The following is a 25,406-nucleotide window of genomic DNA, read 5'->3' on the forward strand; positions in this document are numbered from 1 at the left end:
TATGCACGGTCGTATCGTACGCGATATATTTGCGACATGAGCACACCGGCAATCGATCTCGGCTTCGACGACACAGAACGCGACCGCGTGGGACTGCTGTACTGGGAAGCGTTCCGTCGGAAGCTGCGGCCCGCCTTCGCCAGAACGCAGCTGGGCACCCCCGCGGTCGCCGCACTGCTTCGCCCTGACCGCGTGATCGTGGCGCGACGACGATCCGATGTGATCGGAGTCTGCGGCTTCTACGAAGGCACGACGGGCGCGATGGACCTCGACTGGCTTATCCTGCGCCGACACCTCTCGTTCGCTGGTGCGCTCCGGGCCGGCGTCGTCCTCTCACTGCTCTCGCGGACGAGTGACCCGAACGCGCTCGTACTCGACGGCATCTGCGTCGACGCGGATGCGCGCGGCCTCGGCATCGGTTCCGCCCTCCTGGATGCCGCGAAGGAGCGCGCGCGGCGCATCGGCGCGAGCGCGGTCCGGCTCTCGGTGGTCGACAGCAACCCTCGCGCCCGTGCCCTGTACGAACGACACGGATTCGTTCCGGTGCGTTCTTCGTCGATGGGATTGCTCGCTCCGGTGTACGGGTTCGACACATACACCACAATGGAATCCGTGGTGCACCGATGAACGTGAAGATCACCCCTCGAACGATCGTGGAGGCATTCCTGCCGTTCTCCGGCGAGACCGCCCTGCGTGACATCTACGACGCCGCAAACCTCGCCGGAGTCGAAGACCAGCCGATCCGGCTGGCGATCCGCCGCCTCGTCGCGGCAGGCGAGGTCATCCAGCGCGGCCGCGGACGGGGTGGCAGCCTCGGTGTGACGGACGCAGGACGAGGCCGCCTGCAGCGTGACCGGTACAGCGTCGCGCTCGCCTTCGCTCAGGATGCCGGGGCGCTTCCGTGGGACGGCCGCTGGCGGCTGACGGCCGTCAGCGTCCCCGAGCGCGAACGCGCCGTGCGAGACGTGCTGCGCCGCGAACTGTCCGATCTGGGGGCAGTCGCGATCTCGACGGGCCTCTATGTGAGCCCTCACGACCTTCGGGACGCGCTGCAGACCGAAGCCGGTCAGTACCTTTCGACGGCCACCTGCGATGACCTCGACGTCCATGGCGAGAACGATCCACGACTCATCGCCGAAGCGCTCTGGCCAGGCGCCCCGGTCATCGATGCCTATTCGCACATCGAGCGGGCCCTCGCCGACGACGACAACGATCTCTCGAGCCCGGGTGTCGTTCGTCAGCTCCGCCTCGCCGAAGCGCTCGAGCGGGCGATGAGAGACGATCCGCTGCTCCCCGTGGAGCTCCGCGAGGGACCGTGGGCGCCGACGCGCATCCGTGCTGCCTGGGCGCAGCGCTGGGATGCACTGCAGACGGCCCCTGGCGGGAAGATCTACGAAGGCTGGTGGGAGGCAGGGCTCGACGCATTCCGCCCGCACCGGCCCCCGATGTCGAAGACCCGCGTTAGCGTGGAGTCATGACCACTGCAGCCAAGGCCCAGACCCTTGTCGGACTCTATGACGCTCCGGAGATCCTCCGCGTCGTGAACGTGTGGGACGTCGTCTCCGCGCGTGCCGTCGCCGCTCTCCCCGAGACGAAAGCCCTCGCGACCGCCGGTCACGGCATCGCGGCGTCCTTCGGCTACGACGACGGCGTGACGCCGCGCGACCTGATGATCGACATGGTGGGGCGCATCGCCGCCGCCGTCCAGGTGCCCGTCACCGCAGACCTGGACGACGGATACGACGACGCGGGGGAGACCACGCGGCTCGCCATCGGAGTCGGCGTCGTCGGTGCGAACGTCGAGGACCGTCTCAAGCCCTTCGACGAGTCCGTCGCCGCTGTCGAGGCGATCGTCAAGGCCGCCGAGGCCGAGGGAGTGCCCTTCGCCCTGAACGCGCGCACGGATGCGTTCGTGCGCGCGGGTGCACGTCCGGTGCAGGAGAGCATCGCCGACGCGATCCAGCGCGGGCGCGCCTACATCGAGGCCGGTGCCACAGCCGTCTTCGTGCCCGGCATCCTCGACGCCAACGTCACCCGCCAGCTCGTCGAGGGCATCGGCGAGCGGAAGGTCAGCGTGATCGGCATCCCCGGTGCACTCGCGGCCTCCGAGTACGAGAAGCTCGGCGTCGCGCGCATCTCCTATGGCCCGCTTCCGCAGCGGGTCGCGCTCACCGCGCTGCAGGAGCTCGCTGTGAGCCTGTACGGCGGCGGTGTCGTCCCGTCCGGCCTGCCCGCCCTCAACTGAGATCGTCGAAGAGACGAGTGACCGCGGCTCACTAGACTTGAGCGGTGGTCACTCGTCTCTCGAAATTCTTTCTCCGCACGCTCCGTGAAGACCCTGCCGGCGCAGAGGTCGCCAGCCATCGGCTGCTGATCCGGGCCGGATACATCCGCCCGCAGGCAGCCGGCATCTTCGCGTGGCTGCCACTCGGTCTGCGCGTCAAGGCGAAGATCGAAGCCGTCGTCCGCGAGGAGATGGCCGAAGCGGGCGCCCAGGAGGTTCACTTCCCGGCTCTGATGCCGCGAGAGGCGTATGAGGCGACCGGTCGCTGGGAGGAGTACGGCGACCTGCTGTTCCGCCTCCAGGATCGCAAGGGCGGCGACTACCTTCTTGCGCCGACGCACGAAGAGGCGTTCACGTTGCTCGTGAAGGACCTGTGCTCGTCGTACAAGGACCTTCCGCTCACGATCTACCAGATCCAGGACAAGTACCGCGACGAGGCGCGTCCTCGCGCGGGTCTGCTCCGCGGTCGCGAGTTCACGATGAAGGACGCCTACTCCTTCGACGCGTCCGATGAGGGACTAGACACCAGCTACCAGGCGCAGCGGGATGCGTACGAGCGCATCTTCCAGCGACTGGGACTCGAGTATGTCATCGTGCAGGCGGATGCCGGCGCCATGGGCGGTTCGCGCAGCGAGGAGTTCCTGCACCCGACGCCGGTCGGTGAGGACACCTTCGTGCGCAGCGCCGGCGGCTACGCCGCGAACGTCGAGGCCTTCACGACGGCGGTCCCCGACGCGGTCGCCTTCGACGAGAGCGGTTCGCCGGTCATCTTCGACTCGCCCGACACCCCGACCATCGAGACGCTGGTCGCGCACACCAACGCGCATCTCGACGGCGAGTACACTGCCGCCGACACGCTGAAGAACGTCGTCCTCTCGCTGACGCACCTCGACGGCACCCGCGAGCTCGTCGTCGTCGGCATCCCCGGCGACCGCGAAGTCGATGAGAAGCGCGCCGAAGTGGCCTTCGCTCCGGCGGAGGTGGCGACGGCGACGGCCGACGACTTCGAGAACAACCCTTTGCTGGTGAAGGGGTACATCGGACCCTGGTCGCCGACCGGCGCCGTTCTGGGTGACGAGTCCGCCACCGGCATCCGCTATCTCGTCGACCCGCGCGTCAGCGAGGGCACGAGCTGGATCACGGGCGCCAACATCGATCAGAAGCACGCGCATTCCGTCGTCGCCGGGCGCGATTTCTTCGCTGACGGCATCGTCGAGATCGCGAACGTGCGCGCGGGAGACCCGGCACCGGATGGCTCCGGCCCCGTCGAGCTCGCCCGCGGCATGGAGATCGGTCACGTCTTCCAGCTCGGTCGGAAGTACGCAGAAGCCCTCGGGCTGAAGGTGCTGAACGAGAACGGCAAGCTCGTCACCGTCACGATGGGCTCGTACGGCATCGGCGTGACGCGGATCCTCGCGATCATCGCCGAGCTCAACAACGACGACAAGGGCCTGATCTGGCCGGCATCCGTCGCGCCGTTCGACGTGCAGGTCGTGGCGGCCGGCCGCGATCAGGTCGCCTTCGACGTGGCCGAGGAACTCTCGGCACAGCTCGAGACCGCCGGACTCGACGTTCTCTACGACGACCGCCCCAAGGTCTCGCCCGGCGTGAAGTTCGGAGACGCCGAGCTCGTCGGCGTTCCGAAGATCGTCATCGTCGGCCGTGGCGCCGCCGATGGTCAGGTCGAGCTGTGGGACCGGAGCACGGGGGAGCGCGATGCGGTCTCTGTCGGTGACGCCATCGCTCGACTCACGCGCTGACCGGAATCCCCATGATCGACGAACCGCTGCCGGAGTCGCTGACCGCTGAGATCAACGCAGTTCTCGATGATGCCGGTGTGAGCACCGACCGTCGGCTGGTGCTGCGGATGCTGCGCACGGCGATCGGGCTCGGTGAGGATGACGCCGACCGGCTGGACCTCAAGATCGCCTCGGCTGCCCTCGCCGAGATGCGCGACGCTTTCCGGCTGTTCGCGCCGTTCCGTGGAGTGCCGAAGGTCAGCGTGTTCGGATCGGCGCGCACGCGCCAGGACGACCCCCTGTACCTGCAGGCGCGGGATACCGCTGCTGCGCTCGCGGCCGATGGCTGGATGGTAGTCACCGGCGCCGGCCCCGGGATCATGCAGGCTGCGGCGGAAGGCGCCGGCCCCACCCTGTCGCTCGGCGTCTCGATCCGGCTGCCGTTCGAGGAGAAGGCCAACAGTCTCGTGACGGGCCAGGGCCAGGTCGTCGCGATGAAGTACTTCTTCACCCGCAAGCTGATGCTCGTCAAGGAATCGTCGGGCTTCATCTGCCTTCCCGGCGGCTTCGGCACGCTCGACGAGATGTTCGAGCTCCTCACGCTGCAGCAGACGGGCAAGGCGGAACCCACGCCGATCGTGCTGCTCGATCAGCCCGGCGGTACCTTCTGGCAATGGCTGCAGCGCTTCATCGACGAGTGCCTCGAGCCCATGGGAGTGATCTCGCCCGGTGACTTCGACCGGGTGGTGGTCACCGACTCCGTCGAGGCGGCACGGGCCGAGATCGCCGGGTTCTGGCACAACTACGACTCACTGCGGTGGGTCGGGGACACGTTGGTGCTGCGCCTGCGGTGGGCGCCGACGGATGCCGAGATCGATGCGCTGAACGAGCAGTTCGCGCCGATGCTGGCGTCCGGTCGTATCGAGCGGACCGACCCGCGTCAGCCGGAGGTTGCCGACGACGACGTGCTGCACCTGCCGCGTCTGTTGCTGCACCTCGACCAGCGTCAGGTGGGCAATCTGTTCCGGCTGATCGGAGCCGTCAACGCGCTGCCGTCCGCTCACGCTCGGTGATGCGCGCGGCGAACTCGGCCATGTCCACCGAGTGGCCGAGGATGCGCTCAGCGGCGCGGTGTCCGGAATAGAACGCCGCCCCCACCGTGGCTGGTTCGTCGCCCCAGGTGGCTTCCCCGGCGAAGTGCAGCGTCCCGTCGACCGGGCCTGCCAGCTCATCGTGGTCGTGGTGCGATGAGCCGACCGCCAGATGCGAGTAGGAGCCCACGGAGAACCGGTCCTCGCCCCAGTGCGTGACCCAGTGGGCCTGCGGCTCGCCGACCGCGTCACCGTAGAGCGCACGAAGCGCCCGCACGACGTCGGCGACCACCTCTTCGTCCGGGAGGTCCTGCATGTGCCGGCCGAAGGGCCGGCGGCGAAGGTCAACAGCGTCGGGATGCCGCTCACCGCCGAGACGTCATACCAGGAGTGCCAGTGCTCTCCGGCGTCGCCGAGCGCCCTGATGACGTAGCTCTCCTCGTTCCAGAAACGCTCGGGGAACTGGATGAAGATCTTGTTGAAGACGCCCATGCCCAGCCGTCCGATGGGGCCGGCGACTGATTCCGGCAGCGCGGGCTCGAACGCGATCGAGCCGGCCTTGAGCACGCCGAGCGGCACCGTCACGAGCACGCGCTCCGCCTGGAATTCGCCCTGATCGGAGGTGACGACGACGCCATCGGCCGACCGGGCCACCCGCGTCACGACGTGGGCGAGGCGCACGTCCAGCCCTGCGGCGACGCGATTCGGGATCTCGTCGTAGCCGCGGGGGAAGATGACCTCGTCGCCGTCGATCGCATCCTCATCGAGGCCGTGCGCGTCGAGGTCGCCGATCCAGGCGCCGCACTGCTCCTCGACGCGGTGGCGGAAGAACTCCCGGATCTCGTCGATGCGCTCGGGCTCGAGACCGGAGCGGTCGAGCGCCCGCTCGGTCACATCGAGGTAGGTGTCACCGGGGGAGGAAGCCGCGATCTCCTCGACGAGGAGACGGTCGGCCTCCTCGACATCCGCGATCCACTGCGCGGTGGCAGCGGCATCCATGGGCCGGCCGTCGCCGTCGAAGTTCTCGATCGGTCGGCCGCCGACCTGGAAGCTGCCCACCGTGTATTCGAGCGTGGGGATGCCGAGCGCCTGCACGAACTCCCACAACGGTGAGGCGTCGATCCCGTGCACCCACGAGGCGCCGAGGTCGACGGGGAATGCGGCCTGACGATCGGTGTTCATCCGGCCGCCGATGCGATCGCGCCCCTCCAGCACCACGACGCGCTGGCCGGCATCCGCCAGCATCCGCGCGGCCGTGACCCCCGACATCCCTGCTCCGACAACGATGGTGTCGAACCTGTCCACGTGATCCTCCTGCGGCGTCTCAGCGGCTTCCATGCAGCTGCCGCCGTGGCAACAGGCGGTGGGCACAGGGTATCGTGGTACGGATGTCGCGCGTGCGAACAGGCGCGACGAGAGCTGAATAGAGGAGGCCGTCATGGACATCGAACTGAGTCTGCTGCGAGGCATCGAGAAGGAGAAGGCGATTCCCTTCGAGGAACTCGTGTCGATCATCGAGCAGGCGATCCTGACCGCCTACTCCAAGCACGTGTCCGCCGATGGCGTCACTCCGGAGGGCGTTCGCGTCGACCTCGACCGCAAGTCCGGCCACGTCGCCGTGCTCCAGGTCGTCAAGGACGAAGAGGGCGCGATCATCGGCGAGGAGGATGCGACTCCCGACGATTTCGGCCGCATCGCCGCCTTCGCCGCCAAGCAGGTCATCAGCCAGCGTCTGCGTGACATCGCAGACGATGTCGTGCTCGGCGACTTCAAGGACAAGGAAGGCGACATCGTCGCCGGCGTCATCCAGCAGGGCCCGAACCCGCGGATGATCCACGTCGACCTCGGTGCTGTCGAGGCGATCCTTCCGCCCGAGGAGCAGGTGCCGGGCGAGGAGTACACGCACGGCTCACGTCTGCGCGTCTACGTCACGAGCGTGGCGAAGGGGTTGAAGGGTCCGCAGATCACCGTGTCGCGCACCCATCCTGGTCTGGTGCGCAAGCTCTTCGCGCTCGAGGTCCCCGAGATCGCTGCCGGTCTGGTCGAGATCGTCTCCCTCGCTCGCGAGGCGGGTCACCGCACCAAGATCGCCGTCCGGGCGAATGACCCGTCGATCAACGCCAAGGGCGCCTGCATCGGTGAGATGGGGCGCCGCGTCCGCGCGGTGACCGAGGAGCTCGCAGGGGAGAAGATCGACATCGTCGACCACGACCCGGATCTCGCGACCTTCGTCGCCCACGCCCTGTCGCCCGCCAAGGTGACGAGCGCCTTCGTGCTCGACGCCGGAACCAAGGCGGTCCGTGCGCTGGTGCCCGACTATCAGCTGTCGCTCGCGATCGGCAAGGAGGGTCAGAACGCGCGTCTGGCCGCCAAGCTCACCGGGGCGAAGATCGACATCCAGCCCGACAGCGTCCTCGACGATTGATCGCATCCGCCTCTCGACTCTCCGGGTGAGAGCGAGGGGCGGGGGAACGCAGGTGTAAGATGGAACCCGTACGAACGTGCGTCGGTTGTCGCACGCGTGCTCCCCGCTCCGCTCTTCTCAGAGTGGTGTCCCAGAACAATGTGCTCGTCCCCGACGAGCGTGCTGTCCTGCCGGGGAGGGGCGCGTGGGTGCATCCGACAGAGGAATGCATGGCGGCCGCTCTGCGGCGCAGGGCATTCGGACGAGCACTGCGTGTCTCCACTCAGCTGGACACACGGACCTTCGAACAGCACCCACCAAGAAACAAAGGCTGAACAGCTATGGAAACAAAGTGAACGGCTCGAAATGAGACCCGTCCGCGACTAGTGGTCTGCCCTGTCTGGGTAGACCAACTCAGACAGGAGAATTGTGGCTGGTAAACCACGCGTACATGAGATCGCCGCCGAACTCGGCGTCGACAGCAAGGTCGCTCTTGCAAAGCTCAAAGAACTCGGTGAGTTCGTGAAGAGCCCGTCTTCGACCATCGAACCGCCGGTGGCGCGCAAGCTGCGCGCGGCGATCGAGGCCGATGGCTCGCTCAAGACCGGTGCGGATGCTGCCCCTGCGGCCAAGCCCGCATCGAAGCCCGCATCCAAGCCCGCTGCGAAGCAGGCGCCGACCCCCGGCCCGAAGCCCGGTCCGAAGCCTGCCCCCGAGCCGGCTCCGGCGCCCGAGCCCGAGGCTCCGGCCGCGCCCGCACCGGCAGCAGAGGCGCCCGCTGCGGCGGCAGAGCCGTCCGCAGAGAAGTCCGCCGAGGGTGGTGCTCCGAAGCCCGGTGCCCCGCGCCCCGGCAACAACCCGTTCTCCTCCTCGCAGGGGATGGGTCAGCGTCCGGCGGGTCCCCGTCCGGGCAACAACCCCTTCGCTTCCGCGCAGGGCATGGGCCAGCGCCCGAGCCCGACGCCGGGTAACATCCCGCGTCCGCAGGCACCTCGCCCCGGCGCTCCGCGTCCGGGTGCTCCGCGTCCCGGCGGCCCTGGTCGTCCCGGTGGTGCAGGTCGCCCCGGTGGTGGCGGTCGTCCCGGTGGTGCACCGTTCCAGCAGCGTCCCGGCGGCCCTGGTCGTCCCGGCGGCGCCGGTGGACCCGGTGGTGCAGGTGGCCCCGGTGCTCGTCCCGGTGGCGGCGGCGGTTTCGCCGGTCGTCCCGGTGGTGGCGGCGGTCGTGGCCGTGGTCCCGGCGGTGGTACCGCAGGTGCCTTCGGTAAGGGCGGCGGCAAGAGCAAGCAGCGCAAGTCGCGGCGGGCGAAGCGGCAAGAGTTCGAGATGCGGAGTGCTCCGGTCGTCGGTGGCGTCAACGTCACCCGCGGTAACGGAGAGATCATCCGCATGCGCCGCGGCGCGTCGATCGCGGACTTCGCCGACAAGATCGAGACGCTGACGGGCTACACGGTGCAGCCGGGAACCCTCGTCACGATCCTCTTCAACCTCGGCGAGATGGCCACGGCCACCGAGTCGCTGGACGAGGCGACGTTCGAGGTCCTGGGTGAGGAGCTGGGTTACAAGATCCAGATGGTCTCGCCCGAGGACGAGGACAAGGAGCTCCTCGAGGGCTTCGGTCTCAACCTCGACCAGGAGCTCGAGGAGGAGAGCGAGGACGACCTCGAGATCCGTCCGCCGGTCGTCACCGTCATGGGTCACGTCGACCACGGTAAGACTCGACTGCTCGACGCCATCCGCCAGACCAATGTCATCGAGGGCGAAGCCGGTGGCATCACCCAGCACATCGGTGCGTACCAGGTCTGGACCGAGCACGAGAACATCGAGCGCGCGATCACCTTCATCGACACCCCTGGTCACGAGGCGTTCACCGCCATGCGTGCCCGTGGTGCCCAGGTGACCGACCTCGCGATCCTCGTGGTCGCCGCCGACGACGGCATCATGCCGCAGACGGTGGAGGCGCTGAACCACGCCCAGGCGGCCAACGTGCCGATCGTGGTCGCGGTGAACAAGGTCGACAAGCCCGACGCCAACCCGTCCAAGGTGCGCCAGCAGCTCACCGAGTACGGTCTGGTCGCCGAGGAGTTCGGTGGAGACGTCATGTTCGTCGACGTGTCGGCACGCGCCGGCACCGGCATCCAGGAACTCCTGGACGCCGTGCTGCTCACGGCAGACGCAGGTCTCGACCTCACCGCCAACCCGAACAAGGCCGCTCGCGGTGTCGCCATCGAGGCGAAGCTCGACAAGGGCCGCGGTTCGATCGCCACGGTGCTGATCCAGTCCGGAACGCTCCGGATCGGTGACGCGATCGTCGCGGGCACGGCCTATGGCCGTGTGCGTGCGATGGCCGACGAGAACGGCGACGCGGTCCTCGAGGCCTACCCGTCCCGTCCGGTACAGGTGCAGGGTCTCAACTCGGTGCCGCGAGCCGGCGACGTCTTCATCGTCACCGAGGAAGACCGTATGGCGCGTCAGATCGCTGAGAAGCGTGAAGCCGTCGAGCGCAACGCCCAGCTGGCCAAGGCCCGCAAGCGCATCTCGCTCGAGGACTTCACCCGTGCTCTCCAGGAGGGCAAGGTCGAGTCGCTCAACCTCATCATCAAGGGTGACGTCTCCGGTGCCGTCGAGGCGCTGGAGGAGTCACTCCTCAAGATCGAGGTCGATGATTCGGTGCAGCTGCGCATCATCCACCGCGGTGTCGGTGCGATCACCGAGTCCGATGTGAACCTGGCGACGATCGACAACGCGATCATCGTCGGATTCAACGTGCGACCCGACACGAAGGCGCGTGAGCGCGCTCAGCGTGAGGGCGTGGACATCCGGTTCTACTCGGTGATCTACAACGCCATCGATGAGGTCGAGAGCTCGCTCAAGGGCATGCTCAAGCCGGAGTACGAAGAGGTTCAGTCGGGCGTCGCGGAGATCCGCGAGGTGTTCCGTTCCTCCAAGTTCGGCAACATCGCCGGTGTCATCGTGCGGTCGGGAACGATCACGCGAAACGCCAAGGCACGTGTCATCCGCGACGGTGTCGTGGTCGGCGATGCCCTCGCGATCGAGTCGCTGCGCCGCTTCAAGGACGACGTCACCGAAGTCCGCACGGACTATGAGGCCGGTATCGGCCTCGGCAAGTTCAACGACATCCAGATCGGCGACGAGATCGAGACGATCGAACTCGTCGAGAAGCCTCGCGGCTGATCAGATTCGATATCTTCGGGCGAGGGTGCTTCGCGCACCCTCGCCCGAAGGCTTCGTAAAGGGAGAGAACAATGGCTGGTGAAAGACAGGCTCGTCTGGCGGACCGGATCCGCGTGATCCTCGCCGAGCGTCTGGAGAAGGGGCTGCGCGACCCGCGCCTCGGCTTCGTCACCCTCACCGACTGCCGCGTCAGCGGAGACCTTCAGCACGCGTCCGTGTTCTACACGGTGCTGGGCACGGAGGAGGAGCGCATCGCCAGCGGTGAGGCGCTCACGTCCGCGACCGGGATGCTGCGCAGCGAGGTCGGGCGTCAGCTCAGCACCCGTCTCGTCCCGACGCTCGAGTTCATCCCCGACGCACTGCCGGAGAACGCCGATCACATCGGAGCGCTCCTGCGTCAGGCGCAGGAGCGCGATGCCGAGGTGGCGAAGCTCGCCTCGTCGGCATCGCACGCCGGCGACGCAGACCCCTATCGCGCCGACGACGACCAGGAATGAGGTCGGCACGATCGATTGATCGTGTCAACCGGTATACAGCGTCGTTCCGCGCCTCGCGGGCCCCTCTGACTTGCTAGCCTCGGCTCTGCGGGATCGTTCCCGCCGAGCTGAGGGGGATCGGCATCGAGGGTTCGAACGCGCACGGTGATCGGTCGATCGCGCCCGCCATCGTCGAGGCGCTGATCGACGAGCTCCTCGCGGGAGAGTGGGGCTGCGCTCCGCACGTGGTCTCCCGACTCGCTGCACAGCTGAACTCCGATGCGCGGACGATCCGCGAGGTCGCAGCGCGCCTGACGCCGGCTCAGCGACACGGTCTGCGCCCGCTGCCCACCCCGCTTCCGCTGGTGCCCGCCATCGCGGAGGCGTTCAACGAACTGCTCCTCCCTGCGCGCGATCGCGACCTGCTCCTCGCGCTCTCGGTTTCGCTCGACGATCGGCTCGATCCTCTGCTCGAGTTCGACGGTCGTTCCGCCGTGGAGATCGCCGCATCTCCGATCGGTCGTCACCTTGTCCTGCGCGCGGGGCGCGCCCGCTTCGTCGATCCGCGGCTGGCCATCTGGCTCCGGGCACGCACGGGCGCGGCCGTGGTCGGCACCGTTCACGAACGCCTCAGCAGCGTCTGCGGCAATCACGGCGATCGTGTGGGCGCCGACTGGCACCGCGCCCGTGCGTCGTTCCACGGCGACCCGGAGACTGCGGCCGAGCTCACTCGCATCGCACGGGAGCTCTCCGAGGCGGGCTACCCGGACCGCGCGCTCCTGCTCGCTCGCGAGGCGAGCAAGCACGCGGTCGGCCTCGACCGCGATGAGGCGCGTCTCGTCGCCGGCGCGTCCTCGGTCGGTGCCGGTTTCGCGGTGGAGGCCTCGGCGTGGCTGGGACGCCTCTTCGCGGACGGCGCGGAGCGCTACCGGCTCCAGGGACTCGCCGGGCTCATCGCCGCACGCGCCCATCTCAACGGCGCCGTGCCCGAGGTGGATCCGGGATCCCTCCGGCCGCGCTCCGACGACCCGGACGACTGGTACTCCTGGACCCGTGCGGCTGCCCTCGCCGCCATGCTCTGCGCCGAGCGTCAAGACCGTGCGGGCATGCGCGCGTGGCTCGACGCCCTGCGGGATGGCGCGGCTCGCGTCGGCGCCGAACGGGAACTGCGTGACCCGGTGGTGGCGCTGAGCTGGCTCATCGCGGGGGAGCGCGACCTCGAAGACGTCGCGGGATCCGGTCCGCTGACCGGGCGGATCCTCCGCGCGCTTCGGGCGGCCCTGGACGGCGACGTCGACCGCGGACTCCGTCTGCTGGGCACGACGCACGACGCGATGGACGCCGAAGTCGACCCCCTCGTGGCCGGATTCGAGTTCAGCCCCGTCGTGCGTGCCTATCGATCCGTCGTCGAGGTCCTGCTGCTCACCTGGCGCGGTGATATCGGGTTCGCGCGTGACCGGCTCATCCATGCCGCCCTCGACCTGCCGATCGCGATGCCCTTCGCCGGCCTCGGGGTCGTGCTGGCCCGGCGGCTCGATCTCGCGGTCCTCGGTGAACTCGGTGCCGTGTCGCGCGCGCTCACGGCGGCGCTCCCACCGGCGATGAAGATCGACGTGCTGCTGGATGGTGCCATCTCTGCGTTCCTCGCGGGCGAGTTCGACGACGCTGCGACCTCGGTGCGCCTCTGGCTCGATCTCGGGGCTCCACAGACGGCGTTCGCTGTGCCCGGTCTCGATGAGGTCGCGCTGACCCGGGAGTCTGCGACGGCCGACTCCGGCATCATCGCTCCACCCGAGATCTTCCTGGCGCACGAGCTGCGCATCCGGATCGCCACGACGACCGACGGGCGATGGCGGACGGAGCACGATGAGGTGCACGCGGCCATCCGCACGTTGCGTTCTCCCTTCGGGCGTGCCAGAGTCGAGGCGATGCTCGGCATCCAATGCGCGATCCGCGGCGAATCGGTCATCGCCCGTCGGCACCTGCTGAGCGCTCAGCGTCTGTTCGACCTCGCGGGGGCGGCGGCGTGGACGCAATCGGTTCGCGACCGCCTGGAACGCCTCGACGTGCTCGAAGGCGCCGGGAACGCTGGGGTCGACCCCTTGGAGGCTTGCCGACATGCGTGGTCGCAGCTCCTCACGGCACGGGAACTCGAGGCGGCGATGCTCGCGGTGGGTGGAGCGGGCAATCGCGAGATCGCAGCGAGGCTGCACGTCTCGGTGCGCACGGTGGAGGTGCACCTCGGCCGCGTCTTCTCGAAGCTGGACGTGCGCAGGCGCGCGGAACTCACGGCACTCGCACACCGGACGAACCAGCATCTCTGACCGCGGAACCGCCGCGCGGCTCAGCGGGGCAGCGAGAGTCCTTCGCCGTCGGCTGCGGCGAGCCCGTCGGAGATGAGCGAATCGATCGCACGGTCGCGCTGCTGTGCATCCGGCCACTCCGGCAGCACCGCCACGAGTGGCACAGAATCCGGGGCTGCCGCGCGCAGCATCCGCAGCACGGCTCCGCGCGCTTGGCGGTCGGAACCCTCATACGTCGCCTGTCGGCGCCGCGTGTCGCCTGTGTCGGGTCGCCCTGCGGCCAGCCAGGCGCAGCGGCCCGCGAGCGGACAGGCCTCGCAGCGCGGAGAGCGGGCGGTGCACACGGTCGCACCGAGTTCCATCGCCGCCGCATTCACGAGCGCGGCCTCCGCGTCATCCGCCGGCAGCAGCGCGGCCATCAGGTCGAGGTCCCTGCGGGACGGGGAGAGGGCTGCGCGCGGCCCTCGACGGCCCTGGCGAGTACTCGGCGGGTGTTCGTGTCGACGACCGGATGCCGGTCGCCGTAGGCGAACACCGCGACGGCCCGCGCGGTGTAGTCGCCGATGCCAGAGAGGGCCAGCAGCGCATCGACGTCTCGCGGAACGATTCCGTCGTGTCGAGCGGTGACCTCGATCGCCGCACGGTGCAGCCACAATGCCCGGCGCGGATATCCGAGGTTGGCCCACTGCTGCACGACATCGGCGGCCGAGGCGGCCGCCATCGTCGCTGGTGTGGGCCAGCGTGCCAGCCACGCCTCCAGGTGCGGGATGACGCGCGTCACGGGTGTCTGCTGCAGCATGAACTCGCTCACGAGCACACCCCACGCACCGAACTCATCGTGGAACGCCGCTCGCCGCCACGGCAGGTCCCGAGCGTCCGCCCGGTACCACTCGGTGAGTGGCTGCATCGCCTGAGGCGAGAGCGACGATGTCTGAGGCACCACGACAGCCTAAGTGAGGACGGGGACAGGTTCAGAGGCATCGTAGGCTGGGGGGATGGTCTCGCCCGGCATCCTCCTCGTCGACAAGCCAGCAGGAATGACCAGTCACGACGTCGTCGCACGCACACGGCGTGCGTTCGGCACTCGGAAGGTCGGCCATGCGGGGACTCTCGACCCGATGGCGACCGGGCTGCTCGTCATCGGCATCGAAGGGGCGACCCGGCTGCTCACGTACATCGTCGGTGCGGACAAGACCTACGCCGCGACGATTCGCTTGGGACAGACCACCGGCACCGACGACGCCGATGGTGAGATCCTCACTCGTGCCGCGCCCGACGCATGGAACGGCGTCACGGATGCAACAGTGAGTGCCGGCGTCGCTTCGCTCACCGGCGCGATCTCGCAGATTCCCAGTGCCGTCTCGGCCATCAAGGTCGACGGGCGCCGGGCATACGACCGCGTGCGGGCAGGAGAAGAGGTCGTGCTGGCTGCGCGAGACGTGATCGTCTCTCGATTCGACGTGCTCGAGCAGCGCGCGGGGGACGGTTTCCGTGACCTCGACGTGCTCGTCGACTGCTCGTCCGGGACCTACATCCGTGCGCTGGCCAGAGACCTCGGGAGCGCGCTCGGCGTCGGCGGGCACCTCACGGCACTGCGCCGCACCCGCGTCGGCCCCTTCGATGTGGCGGATGCCGTCGTGCTCGACGATCTCGAGGGCGCCCCCACCCTGAGCCCCGCTGACGCTGCCGCGCGCATCCTGCAGCCGCTTCCCGTGACGGCGGAGGAGGCTCGTGACCTGCGGCACGGCAAACGACTCGGCGGTCAGTCCGCACGGCTCGAGGGCGCGCTGGCAGCGGCCATCGACCACGAGGGCACCCTGGTCGGCATCGTCGAGAAGCGCGGGGCCGACCTGAAGAGCGCGATGAACATGCCGGAGGCCGACCGATGATCATGTGGCTGACGATCGTGCAGGTCGTGGTGGCCGTCGCAGCGGGCGGGTTCTGCCTTGTCGCGGGCCTCGCGGGCCGTCGGCCGAGCGACTACTCGGTCGGTGCGCTCGCGCTCGTCGAAGTGCTCCTCGTCGTACAGGTGGTCGTCGCGATCGTCGCACCGTTCGCGGGCAATCCACCGACCGGCGACCTGCTCGAGTTCTGGGTGTATCTCGTCTCGGCGGCGCTGCTGCCGGTCGGCGCGGTCCTCTGGGCGCTGATGGAGCGCAGCAGGTGGAGCACGGTCATCCTGGGTGTCGCGGCGCTCGCCATCGCGATCATGCTCTGGCGGATGCAGGTCATCTGGTCCGTCCAGATCGCGTGACGCCGCAGGTCGGCGCGGAGCTCCGCCGCTTCCCGCGGCTCTAGGATGGAATGCGCTATGAGCACCCACGCCCCCTCCACTCGGATGACCGGAATCGGTCGCGTCCTCGTGATCGTCTACGCCGTCATGGCGTTGGCTGCCACAGGGCGCAGCTTCGTGCAGATCGTCCGCCGATTCGACGAGGCACCGCTGGCGTACTCGCTCTCCGCACTCGCCGCAGCCGTCTATGTCCTCGCGACGCTGGCGCTCGTGCTCGCGCGCCGGCGCGGCTGGTACACGGTCGCGTGGATCGCGATCGTGTTCGAACTCACCGGCGTGATCGTGGTGGGCCTGCTGAGCATCCTGCTGCCTGAGCTCTTCCAGCACGAGACGGTGTGGTCGCTGTTCGGCCGCGGCTACCTGTTCATCCCGCTCGTGCTCCCCGTGTTCGGCATCTGGTGGCTCCGCACTCACCGGCCGGTGACCGCCGACCGCCCGATCGAGGTCAGCGCGTGATCGTCTTCCGCGCTCCCGAGGAGGTTCCACAGGGCTTCGGGCCGAGCGCCGTGGCCATCGGCAAGTTCGACGGCGTGCATGCCGGACACCGCGCGGTGATCAAGCGTCTGAAAGAAGCCGCCGCCGAGTCGGGGAGCCAGGCCGTCGCCGTCACCTTCGACCGCAACCCGCTCGCGGTGCTGCGCCCCGACCGTTGCCCCGAGAACGTCGTCACGGTCGACCGCAAGCTCGAGCTCCTGGGCGAGCTCGGACTCGACGCGACGCTCGTGCTCACCTTCGACGAGGAGCTCGCCTCCCGCAGCGCCGAGGCGTTCGTGGTCGACATCCTCGTCGGCGCGCTCGGCGTGTCGCAGGTGCTCGTCGGCGAGGACTTCCGCTTCGGGCGCGGAGGAGAGGGCACGCCCGCCCTGCTCCGGCAGCTCGGGCCGACGCATGGCTTCACGGTCGAAGTCGTCGATGACGTGTACCTTCCCGGATCCGAGCGGCGGGTGTCGTCGACGTGGATCCGCGAACTTCTGATCGAGGGCGACGTTGTCGAAGCCGCTCACGCGCTCGGGCGATATCCCGACGTGCGGGGCGAGGTCGTGCACGGACTGAAGCGCGGCCGCGAACTCGGATTCCCGACAGCCAACCTCTCGACCATCGTGGACGCGTTCGTCCCGGCCGACGGCGTGTACGCCGGCTGGCTCGTCGATCATGACACCGGCATCCGGCATCCGTCGGCGATCTCCGTCGGCACGAACCCGACCTTCGACGACGTCCTGGAGCGTCAGGTGGAGGCGCACGTGCTCGATGAGACGGGCTTGGAGCTCTACGGACACGACGTCACCGTGGAGTTCGTCCGAAGGCTGCGGGGCATGGTCGCATACGAGGGAATCGAGAAGCTCTCAGCGCAGATCGCGGTCGATGTCGCCGATGCCAGAGTCGTCCTCGCGACCCAGGCGTAGCGCGCGATCAGACGAGCGGATGCGCGCGCCGACAGCGAAATCCTGTGTCGACCGGGCGGAATGACGTAGACTAGATCTCGGTTCTCGCCGATCCTCACGCGTCTCGCGTGCATCGGCGGCAACCGGAACTACTGTTCGTACGGTCCTGGCTCACGCCACACGCGGACATCGAGAACGGCCCCCGGTTTCATGGCGATGCCAGGGCCTTCACGCTCAGGAGGAGCATGCCGACCACGGCAACCGCCGCCACGCGGCGCAAGAAGACGTCCCGTCGAGACGACGAGGCCCCCCTCATCCCGATCCTCGCGCGCAAGGTGCGCGAGATCGAGGCGAAGTCGCAGCGCGGGAAGCTGGGCCCCACGAACCGGGTCAAGTTCCAGGTGATCGCGTTCCTGGTGCGTGAGGAACGCGCCAGGGTGAAGGCGGACGCGGAGATCGGCGATCCCGCCCGTGCCGAGCTGCTCAAGCGGCTCGACGGCGTCGCCACGATCCTCGCGAAGACCGCCGCGCGCGACACCTCGCTCATCCAGCTGCTCGAGGCGGACCAGGCGACGTCGCCGGTGGCCAAGAGGATGCGACGGGACTGGCTGCTCGAGTCCGGCGCCGAGCTCGCGCCGGAAGAGCTCATCATCGCGGATGCCGCCCCGGTGCAGATCTCGTCGGTACCGGCCGCCATCGCCGAGCGTCAGGTCACGCCGCCCTCGGTCGAGTCGCGGCAGCTGGCCAACCCCTTCCTGGCGCCGGACCTGACTCCGCGCAGCACGTCGACTCCGCGTCGTCGCCTCGACGGCTGGGAGCTCATGGGCCCGCTGTACAAGGCGTTCGAGACGGCGCCGGCGGCTCTGCCGCCACGATGGAGCTGCCTCCGGCACCGGAGTACGATCACCTGTCGCCCAAGGGCCTCGAGGTCATGGTGCACCAGTCGCGCTTCCTCGAAGCCGTCCGAGCCGGGCACCGCAGCTTCCTCCTCGCCGACGAGCCGGGTCTCGGCAAGACGGCGCAGTCGCTGCTCGCCGCATCGATCGCGGACTCGTATCCGCTGCTGGCGGTCGTGCCGAACGTCGTCAAGATGAACTGGGCGCGCGAGGTCGAGCGGTGGACGCCGCAGCGCCGCGCCACGGTGATCCAGGGCGACGGCACCGACATCGACGCGTTCGCCGACGTGTTCATCGTCAACTACGAGATCCTCGATCGCCACCTCTCGTGGCTCGGATCGATCGGTCTCAGAGGCATGGTCGTCGACGAGGCGCACTTCATCAAGAACCTCTCCTCGCAGCGGTCGCAGAATGTGCTGTCGCTCGCGTCGCGTGTCCGCGAGCGGACGCCGGGCGGAAATCCGCTCATGCTCGCCCTCACCGGGACCCCGCTGATCAACGACGTCGAGGACTTCGATGCGATCTGGCGGTTCCTCGGCTGGACGACGGGCGAGAAGCCCGGGCCTGAGCTGATGGAGAAGCTCGACGCGACCGGCTACACGCCGGCCGACAAGGCCTTCTATCCGGAGGCACGCGACGCCGTCATCTCGATGGGCATCGTCCGCCGCAAGAAGAAGGACGTCGCGGCCGACCTTCCCGACAAGCTCATCGCCGACCTGCCCGTGCAGCTCGACGACGAGTTCGGGCGCAGCATCCGTCAGGCCGAGCGCGAACTGGGGGAGCGGCTCGCCGCTCGCTACCGTCGCATCATCGAGGCACGTGGCGACCGCGGGCTCGCGCCCGGCGAGATCGACGACGACATCGTGCGGCTGGTCGCGCAGAACGAACTCGAGGAGTCGAAGGCTGCGGGCACCGGCGGAGACAACGTCTTCACGATGGTCCGCCGCATCGGTCAGGCGAAGGCGCAGCTCGCCGCGGACTACGCAGCGCAGCTGCAGCGCTCGGTCGGCAAGGTCGTGTTCTTCGCGAAGCACATCGACGTGATGGACCAGGCGGAGGCGCACTTCGCCTCTGCGGGCATCCGTGCCGTGTCGATTCGAGGAGACCAGACCTCGACGGCTCGCCAGCAGGCGATCGACGATTTCAACAGCGACCCGGACGTCGGGATCGCGGTCTGCTCGCTCACCGCCGCAGGCGTCGGCCTCAACATGCAGGCGGCGTCCAACGTCGTTCTCGCCGAACTGTCCTGGACGGCGGCGGAGCAGACGCAGGCGATCGACCGGGTGCACCGCATCGGCCAGGACGAGCCGGTGACGGCGTGGCGCATCATCGCAGCGCACACGATCGACACGAAGATCGCCGAGCTGATCGACCAGAAGCAGGGTCTGGCGGCTCGGGCGCTCGATGGTGAGGCGATCGACGAGACGGCGGCGGAGCCGATTCAGCTGGCCGCGCTCATGCATCTGCTGCGTCAGGCGCTCGGCAGCGCGTAAGGCTCAAGAAACGCCGTTCTTAACGGTCGTTTCGGTCGATTTTCACGTCATCGCGCCAAGATCGCAGATATCGCGGGCGATGCACGTCAAGATCAACGTTTTTCACCTGCCTCGAATGGCGTCCGACCGTGCCGGGGCACTAGTGTCGATCGCAGGCAGCGTCGCCATTCCCCCTTTTCTCGAACGTCTGAAGGCACCAGCATGAAGATCGGCATCCTGACGAGCGGCGGCGACTGCCCCGGACTCAACGCGGTCATCCGCGGCATCGTGCTCAAGGGCACCACCACGTACGACCTCGAGTTCGTCGGCATCCGCGACGGCTGGCGAGGCATCGTCGAGGGTGACTTCATGCCGCTGACTCGGCACGAGGTGAAGGGGCTGTCGAAGGTGGGCGGCACGATCCTCGGCACCAGCCGCACCAACCCCTACGAGGGCGAGCGCGGCGGCGCCGAGAACATCGCCAAGACCCTCTACGGACACAAGATCGACGGCATCGTCGCGATCGGCGGCGAGGGCACGCTCGCGGCGGCCGACCGCCTGTCCAAGGACGGCATCAAGGTCCTCGGAGTGCCGAAGACGATCGACAACGATCTCCAGGCCACCGACTACTCGTTCGGGTTCGACACCGCCGTGAACATCGCCACAGACGCGATGGACCGCCTGCGCACGACCGGCGACTCCCACCAGCGCTGCATGGTCGCCGAGGTCATGGGACGCCACGTCGGCTGGATCGCGCTGCACGCGGGAATGGCCGCGGGCGCGCACGTCATCTGCATCCCCGAGGTGCCCATGTCGATCGACGACATCACGGCGCTCGTCGCGAGCGCCCATGACCGCGGGCGCGCACCGCTGGTCGTCGTCTCCGAGGGCTTCAAGCTGCTCGGCATGGAAGAGGCATACAGCGACAAGGGTCTCGACGCCTTCAACCGCCCCCGTCTGGGCGGCATCGGCGATCAGCTGGCGCCGGAGATCGAGCGCATCACGGGCATCGAGACGCGGGCGACGATCCTCGGGCACATCCAGCGCGGCGGGTCGCCCTCGGCATTCGATCGTGTCCTCGCGACTCGCCTCGGACTGCACGCCGCGGATGCGCTCGTCGACGGCGCGTGGGGCCAGATGGTCGCCATGCAGGGAACCGACATCGTTCGAGTGCCCTTCGCTGACGCGCTCGGCGAGCTCAACACCGTGCCCCGCTACCGCTACGACGAGGCCGCCGCGCTCTTCGGCTGAGCGCCGCGGTGGGGGCTCACGCCTGAGTCGGAGTGAGCCCGGGTCACGCCTCGGCGAGCCCGAGCGTGTCGAGCAGCCAGGCGAGCTCGAAGGCGCGCTCCTTCCAGGAGTTGTAGCGCCCGCTGACACCCCCGTGCCCGGCGACCATCTCGCATTTCAGCAGCACGTCGGCTGCACCTGCCTCGCGCAGCCGGGCGACCCACTTCGCCGGCTCCACGTAGAGCACGCGGGTGTCGTTGAGCGAGGTCACGGCCAGGATGCGCGGGTAGTCGACGCCGTCGCGGACGTTCTCATAGGGCGTGTACGACTTCATGTAGGCGTAGACGTCGGCGTCGTGCAGCGGGTCGCCCCACTCGTCCCACTCGATCACGGTCAGCGGCAACGAGGGATCGAGGATCGTCGTGAGCGCATCGACGAACGGGACACCCGCCAGGATTCCGGCGAAGAGCTCGGGCGCGAGGTTCGCCACAGCGCCCATCAGTAGACCGCCTGCGCTGCCGCCCTCGGCGACCAGGCGATCCGGGGCCGTCACGCCTGTCGCGACCAGGTGTTCGCCGCACGCGACGAAGTCGGTGAAGGTGTTGCGCTTGTTCTGCAGCTTGCCTTCCTCGTACCACTGCCGGCCCATCTCCCCGCCGCCGCGCACGTGGGCCACTGCGAAGATCACCCCGCGGTCGAGTTCCGACAGCCGGGCGACAGAGAAGCCCGGATCGATCGAGTGCTCGTACGAGCCGTAGCCGTAGAGGTGCACCGGGCGCACCTCGGCGCCTGGTTCGCCGAACGATCGCTTCCACACCAGTGAGATCGGCACGCGCGTGCCGTCGGAGGCAGTCGCCCAGTCCCGCCGTTGACCGTACTGCGCCGGGTCGTACCCGCCCAGGACGGCGACCTGCTTGCGCAGCAGCAGTTGACGTGTGGCGAGGTCGAGGTCGTACACAGTGCCGGGCGTGACGAACGACGTGTATCCGAGGCGGAGGTAGGGGGAGTGCCACTCCGGGTTCCCACTGACGCCGGCCGAGTAGAGCGGCTCGTCGAAGGCGAGTTCATCGATGGCATCCGTCGCGTAGTCGAGCAGGCCGACCCGTTCGAGGCCCTCGCTGCGGTACTCGATCGTCGCGAAGTCGCGGAAGGCGTCCATGCCGAGCAGGCGCCTGCCGGGTTCGTGCGCGACGATCACACGTCGGTCTCCCTGCGGCGCGGATGCCGCCACTGAGACGAGCTCGAAGTCCAGGGCGCCGTCGTTGTGCAGGATGAGCAGGCGGTCCTCGCCGTCGACGACAGCATGCTCGAGGGAGTACTCGACGCCCTCGACCCGCGGCCACACCAGCTGCGGTTCGGCCGTCAGCTCGCCCTCGAGGTCGACGAGGTACTCCTCGCTGGTGATGCTGGACCCGACGCCGATCACCAGGTAGCGACGACTGCGCGTGATCCCGGCGCCGAGCCAGAACTTCTCGTCCGGCTCGTGGAACAGCTGGGTGTCCTCGGCGATCGGCGTGCCGATGCGGTGCAGCCACAGGGTGTCGGGTCGCCAGGCCTCGTCGCGTGTCGTGTAGAGGATCCCGGTGCCGTCCGGAGTGAAGAACGCGCCACCGGTGTTCGGGATCTCATCGTCCAGGGTCTGGCCCGTCGTGAGATCGCGCACGTGCACCGTGTACAGCTCGTCGCCCTCGAAGTCGGTCGACCACAGCAGTCGGGTCGCATCGTCCGAGGTGTCGAACGCGCCGAGGGAGAAGAACTCGTGCCCCTCGGCCTCGACGTTGCCATCGAGCAGGATCACTTCACCGGGGACCGGAACACCGGCCTCGAGACGCGGGGGAGTCCAGTCGTCCGGGGAGGCGGCGGCGCGGCAGTGGATGCCGTACTGCGCACCCTCCTCGGAGCGGCTGTAGTACCACCAGTCGCCTCGGCGGGTCGGCACGGAGAGGTCGGTCTCCTGCACGCGTCCCTTGATCTCCTGGAACAGCTGCTCGCGCAGCGAGGCGAGATGCGCGGTCTCGGCGTCGGTGTGCGCGTTCTCCGCCTCGAGGTGGGCGATGACCTCTGCGGAGTCCTTCGCACGCAGCCATTCGTACGGATCGTCGACGGTGTCGCCGTGATGGGTGCGGATGGTGGAGCGGCGGTCTGCGATAGGGGCGTCAGTCACCGTCCCACGCTATCCCAGGTCGAGTTGACCGGCACGGAGCAGGGTGGGAGGATCGAGCGGGGCCGGTTAACGGAAGTCAAACCCACGGTGAACTCTTCGTTCGTCACGTCGATCCCGTCGACACCTCCTTTCTTCCTCAACGACCGAAAGCGAACGGTGGAAACCGCAGCCCTCATCGTCGTGCTTGTCATCGCGCTGGCACTCTTCTTCGACTTCACGAACGGGTTTCACGACACCGCCAATGCGATGGCCACGCCCATCGCCACGGGCGCGCTGAAACCCAAGACCGCCGTCCTCCTCGCCGCCGTCCTCAACCTCGTCGGCGCATTCCTGTCGACGGAGGTCTCCAAGACGATCTCCGGCGGCATCATCAAGGAAGACGCGATCATCGCGGCGGGCACGGATCTCTTCCTGTCCCTGATCTTCGCGGGGCTGATCGGTGCGATCACCTGGAACATGCTGACGTGGCTGCTCGGGTTGCCCTCGAGCTCCTCGCACGCACTGTTCGGCGGACTCATCGGTGCGACTCTCGTCGGTGCCGGCCTCGGCGGTATCGACTTCGGAGCAGTGCTCTCGAAGATCGTGCTGCCCGCGCTCATCGCGCCCATCACGGCGGGGATCATCGCCTTCGCCGCGACGAAGATCGCCTACTCGATCACTCGGCGCTACGACGGCAAGCCGGATGGCCGCGACGGATTCCGCTGGGGGCAGATCTTCACCTCCTCTCTGGTCGCGCTCGCGCACGGAACGAACGACGCCCAGAAGACCATGGGTGTCATCACCCTCGCGATGATCACGATCGGCTGGCAGTCGGGCGCGCACCACGAGCCCGAGCTGTGGGTCATCATCGCGTGTGCGTTCACGATCGCCCTCGGCACCTACCTGGGCGGATGGCGCATCATCCGGACCCTCGGCAAGGGGCTCACCGATGTGAAGCCTGCGCAGGGCTTCGCGGCTGAGAGCTCGACGGCCGCCACCATCCTCGCCTCGAGCGCACTCGGATTCGCCCTCTCCACCACACAGGTGGCTTCGGGCTCGGTCATCGGCTCGGGCCTCGGCCGCCGCGGCTCCACCGTCCGCTGGCGGACCGCGGGCAGAATCGGCATCGGCTGGCTGCTCACGCTTCCGGCGGCCGGCGGGGTCGGTGCACTCGCGGCGCTGCTCGTCGTCTGGCTCGGCAACTGGGGTGTCGCGATCGATGCGGTGATCGCCGTCGTCATCATCCTCGGTCTCTTCATGCGCTCGCGCCGCAACGCGGTGACCCACGCCAACGCCATGAGCGATGTCGCGGAATCCGGCCTCGCCGTCGACCTTCCCGACACTCCGCCGCCCACGCGCCGCCAGCAGCGCATCGAGCAGGCCAAGGCCGAGGCGAAGGCCCGCGCCGACGCGCGAGAGAAGGCGAAGGCCGACGCCAAGGCGAAGGCCAAGAAGAAGGCAGAGGCCAAGGCTGCCTCGAAGTCGGGGAAGTCGTCGAAGTCCGGCAACATCGCGAAACCCGTCGATGTCGATCGGGACGGGGAATCCGCATGAACGTGACCATCGACTGGGCAGCCTTCCTCCAGGTGTTCGTCGCCGCCCTGGTAGGCGCGACGGCGATCGTGACGTTCTACGCCGTCGGACTCCGACTCCTCGTGCGCAGCGGCCGTGCTCCGGTGGTGAGCCCTGCGGAGTTCACCGACGCGATCACGGTGATCTCGGAGAAGGAGCTCAAGCGTGCCGCGAAGCAGGCGGCGAAGGCGGCGAAGAAGAGTCCCCTCACCGAAGGGCAGAAGACTTTGGCCCTCGTCGGGGCCTACGGATGCTTCGTCCTCTGCGCTGCCGCCGTGATCGCGGGCATCCTCATCATCGTCGTCGGTCACTGACCGTCGAGGTGGGATCACCCGCTTCAGCGCAGCAGCCCGGCGACCAGGTCGTCGATGATGTCGTCGGTCGACGTCTCCGGATCGATCGATGTGGTCAGTCGATCGAGCAGGAGCCCATCGATCGCGTAGTGGAACAGCGCGATCTCGCGCCGTCCGCCGGGGAGCCCCGTCTGGGCGTTGAATGCGACATCGCCCTCGAATCCGGCGCGCTGCCAGGCGCCGAGCACCGCCGCGACCTCGGGGCGTCGGCTGCTCTCGAGGCGGAGCTCGAACAGCGCGATCGTCACGTCGCGGTCGTCGCTCAGGCGCCGCACGATGTCGCGGATGTAGTCCGCGAAGAGCTCGGGTCCGGGGGTGCCCGCCGATCGCCGGGCGAGATCGTCTTCTGTCGGAGCAAGCCGTTCGCCGATGCGTTCGACGAGACCTTCCACCAGCGCGTCACGGCTGCGGAAGTAGTTCGAGGTCGTTCCGGTCGGCACGCCGGCGGCGACGTCGACGGCCCGATGCGTGAGTCCACGGGATCCCTCACGCGCGAGAACGGCCAGGCCCGCATCCGCGATCGATCGACGTCTGCTCTCGTTCTTGGCCATGGCGACATCCTAGTGCGATCACTAC

At 68.4% G+C, this 25,406-nt stretch carries 19 protein-coding genes and 3 pseudogenes; 18 read left to right on the forward strand and 4 right to left on the reverse strand.

Features of this window, described 5'->3' with window-relative positions; all coding sequences use genetic code 11:
* Nucleotides 1–36 precede the first annotated feature (36 nt).
* Genes V5D55_RS14320 through V5D55_RS14340 form a run of 5 tightly spaced genes read left to right on the forward strand, consistent with a single transcriptional unit; the run spans nt 37 to nt 5,096 of the window.
* On the forward strand, nt 37–627 hold the full coding sequence (locus V5D55_RS14320; RefSeq protein WP_435744161.1) for a GNAT family N-acetyltransferase: 591 nt from the start codon (nt 37–39) through the stop codon (nt 625–627).
* Complete coding sequence (locus V5D55_RS14325) at nt 624–1,478, forward strand: PaaX family transcriptional regulator (RefSeq protein WP_435744163.1); 855 nt, start codon at nt 624–626, stop codon at nt 1,476–1,478. The genes V5D55_RS14320 and V5D55_RS14325 overlap by 4 nt, the downstream gene beginning before the upstream one ends.
* Nucleotides 1,475–2,245, forward strand: coding sequence for an isocitrate lyase/PEP mutase family protein (locus tag V5D55_RS14330; protein ID WP_435744166.1), 771 nt, complete (start codon nt 1,475–1,477; stop codon nt 2,243–2,245). The genes V5D55_RS14325 and V5D55_RS14330 overlap by 4 nt, the downstream gene beginning before the upstream one ends.
* A gap of 44 nt (nt 2,246–2,289) precedes the next feature.
* Nucleotides 2,290–4,044: a proline--tRNA ligase gene (locus V5D55_RS14335; RefSeq protein ID WP_435744168.1), complete on the forward strand. Its 1,755-nt coding sequence runs from the start codon at nt 2,290–2,292 to the stop codon at nt 4,042–4,044.
* An 11-nt stretch (nt 4,045–4,055) separates the two neighbouring features.
* On the forward strand, nt 4,056–5,096 hold the full coding sequence (locus V5D55_RS14340) for a TIGR00730 family Rossman fold protein (RefSeq protein WP_435744170.1): 1,041 nt from the start codon (nt 4,056–4,058) through the stop codon (nt 5,094–5,096).
* Here V5D55_RS14340 and V5D55_RS14345 read toward each other — a convergent pair.
* Nucleotides 5,065–6,629, reverse strand: a pseudogene (locus tag V5D55_RS14345) (flavin monoamine oxidase family protein). The gene V5D55_RS14340 and the pseudogene V5D55_RS14345 sit on opposite strands and share 32 nt — an antisense overlap.
* On the opposite strand from V5D55_RS14345, the gene nusA reads away from it, so the two are divergent.
* The 5 genes from nusA (at nt 6,553) to V5D55_RS14370 (ending at nt 13,510) form a co-directional block, all read left to right on the forward strand.
* A complete protein-coding gene (gene nusA, locus V5D55_RS14350) occupies nt 6,553–7,539 on the forward strand; it encodes a transcription termination factor NusA (protein ID WP_435744172.1) in 987 nt (328 codons plus the stop codon). The pseudogene V5D55_RS14345 and the gene nusA overlap by 77 nt on opposite strands.
* A 59-nt stretch (nt 7,540–7,598) precedes the next feature.
* Nucleotides 7,599–7,853 (forward strand): YlxR family protein, encoded by a 255-nt coding sequence (locus V5D55_RS14355; RefSeq protein ID WP_435744174.1) that lies wholly within the window; start codon nt 7,599–7,601, stop codon nt 7,851–7,853.
* Nucleotides 7,854–7,947: 94 nt separating this feature from the next.
* Nucleotides 7,948–10,710: a translation initiation factor IF-2 gene (infB, locus tag V5D55_RS14360; protein WP_435744177.1), complete on the forward strand. Its 2,763-nt coding sequence runs from the start codon at nt 7,948–7,950 to the stop codon at nt 10,708–10,710.
* A gap of 71 nt (nt 10,711–10,781) precedes the next feature.
* Nucleotides 10,782–11,207, forward strand: a complete 426-nt coding sequence (rbfA, locus tag V5D55_RS14365; protein ID WP_435744180.1) for a 30S ribosome-binding factor RbfA — start codon at nt 10,782–10,784, stop codon at nt 11,205–11,207.
* Nucleotides 11,208–11,431: 224 nt separating this feature from the next.
* The gene (locus V5D55_RS14370; RefSeq protein WP_435744182.1) at nt 11,432–13,510 is read left to right on the forward strand and encodes a response regulator transcription factor; all 2,079 of its coding nucleotides are present in this window, start codon (nt 11,432–11,434) and stop codon (nt 13,508–13,510) included.
* A 20-nt stretch (nt 13,511–13,530) separates the two neighbouring features.
* Here the strand turns inward: V5D55_RS14370 and V5D55_RS14375 are convergent.
* Nucleotides 13,531–14,396, reverse strand: a pseudogene (locus V5D55_RS14375) (A/G-specific adenine glycosylase).
* Nucleotides 14,397–14,484: 88 nt separating this feature from the next.
* Between V5D55_RS14375 and truB the strand changes: the two are divergent.
* The 6 genes and pseudogenes from truB to V5D55_RS14405 all read left to right on the forward strand — a co-directional run bounded on the left by truB (nt 14,485) and on the right by V5D55_RS14405 (nt 20,783).
* Nucleotides 14,485–15,378 carry a tRNA pseudouridine(55) synthase TruB gene (gene truB, locus V5D55_RS14380; RefSeq protein WP_435744184.1) on the forward strand — a complete coding sequence of 298 codons (894 nt, stop codon included), beginning with the start codon at nt 14,485–14,487 and terminating at the stop codon, nt 15,376–15,378.
* Nucleotides 15,375–15,743, forward strand: a complete 369-nt coding sequence (locus V5D55_RS14385; RefSeq protein ID WP_435744187.1) for a hypothetical protein — start codon at nt 15,375–15,377, stop codon at nt 15,741–15,743. Before truB ends, V5D55_RS14385 begins: the two co-directional genes overlap by 4 nt.
* A gap of 84 nt (nt 15,744–15,827) precedes the next feature.
* On the forward strand, nt 15,828–16,238 hold the full coding sequence (locus V5D55_RS14390; protein ID WP_435749316.1) for a hypothetical protein: 411 nt from the start codon (nt 15,828–15,830) through the stop codon (nt 16,236–16,238).
* A complete protein-coding gene (locus tag V5D55_RS14395; protein WP_435744188.1) occupies nt 16,235–17,185 on the forward strand; it encodes a bifunctional riboflavin kinase/FAD synthetase in 951 nt (316 codons plus the stop codon). The genes V5D55_RS14390 and V5D55_RS14395 overlap by 4 nt, the downstream gene beginning before the upstream one ends.
* Nucleotides 17,186–17,409: 224 nt before the next feature.
* Nucleotides 17,410–19,553: pseudogene (locus V5D55_RS14400) on the forward strand (DEAD/DEAH box helicase).
* A 201-nt stretch (nt 19,554–19,754) separates the two neighbouring features.
* A complete protein-coding gene (locus V5D55_RS14405; RefSeq protein ID WP_435744190.1) occupies nt 19,755–20,783 on the forward strand; it encodes a 6-phosphofructokinase in 1,029 nt (342 codons plus the stop codon).
* A 43-nt stretch (nt 20,784–20,826) separates the two neighbouring features.
* On the opposite strand, the gene V5D55_RS14410 is transcribed toward V5D55_RS14405, so the two are convergent.
* Entirely contained in the window at nt 20,827–22,926 is a 2,100-nt protein-coding gene (locus V5D55_RS14410; RefSeq protein ID WP_435744193.1) for a S9 family peptidase, read from the reverse strand.
* Nucleotides 22,927–23,082: 156 nt separating this feature from the next.
* Between V5D55_RS14410 and V5D55_RS14415 the strand changes: the two genes are divergently transcribed.
* The gene (locus tag V5D55_RS14415) at nt 23,083–24,459 is read left to right on the forward strand and encodes an inorganic phosphate transporter (RefSeq protein WP_435744195.1); all 1,377 of its coding nucleotides are present in this window, start codon (nt 23,083–23,085) and stop codon (nt 24,457–24,459) included.
* A complete protein-coding gene (locus tag V5D55_RS14420) occupies nt 24,456–24,791 on the forward strand; it encodes a peptidase (RefSeq protein WP_435744197.1) in 336 nt (111 codons plus the stop codon). Before V5D55_RS14415 ends, V5D55_RS14420 begins: the two co-directional genes overlap by 4 nt.
* A 23-nt stretch (nt 24,792–24,814) precedes the next feature.
* Here the strand turns inward: V5D55_RS14420 and V5D55_RS14425 are convergent, their stop codons facing one another.
* On the reverse strand, nt 24,815–25,381 hold the full coding sequence (locus tag V5D55_RS14425) for a TetR/AcrR family transcriptional regulator (protein ID WP_435744199.1): 567 nt from the start codon (nt 25,379–25,381) through the stop codon (nt 24,815–24,817).
* Between the last annotated feature and the right edge of the window lie 25 nt (nt 25,382–25,406).

Origin of the sequence: Microbacterium sp. PMB16 (genome assembly GCF_051294855.1) — a bacterium.
Classification (GTDB): Bacteria; Actinomycetota; Actinomycetes; order Actinomycetales; family Microbacteriaceae; genus Microbacterium.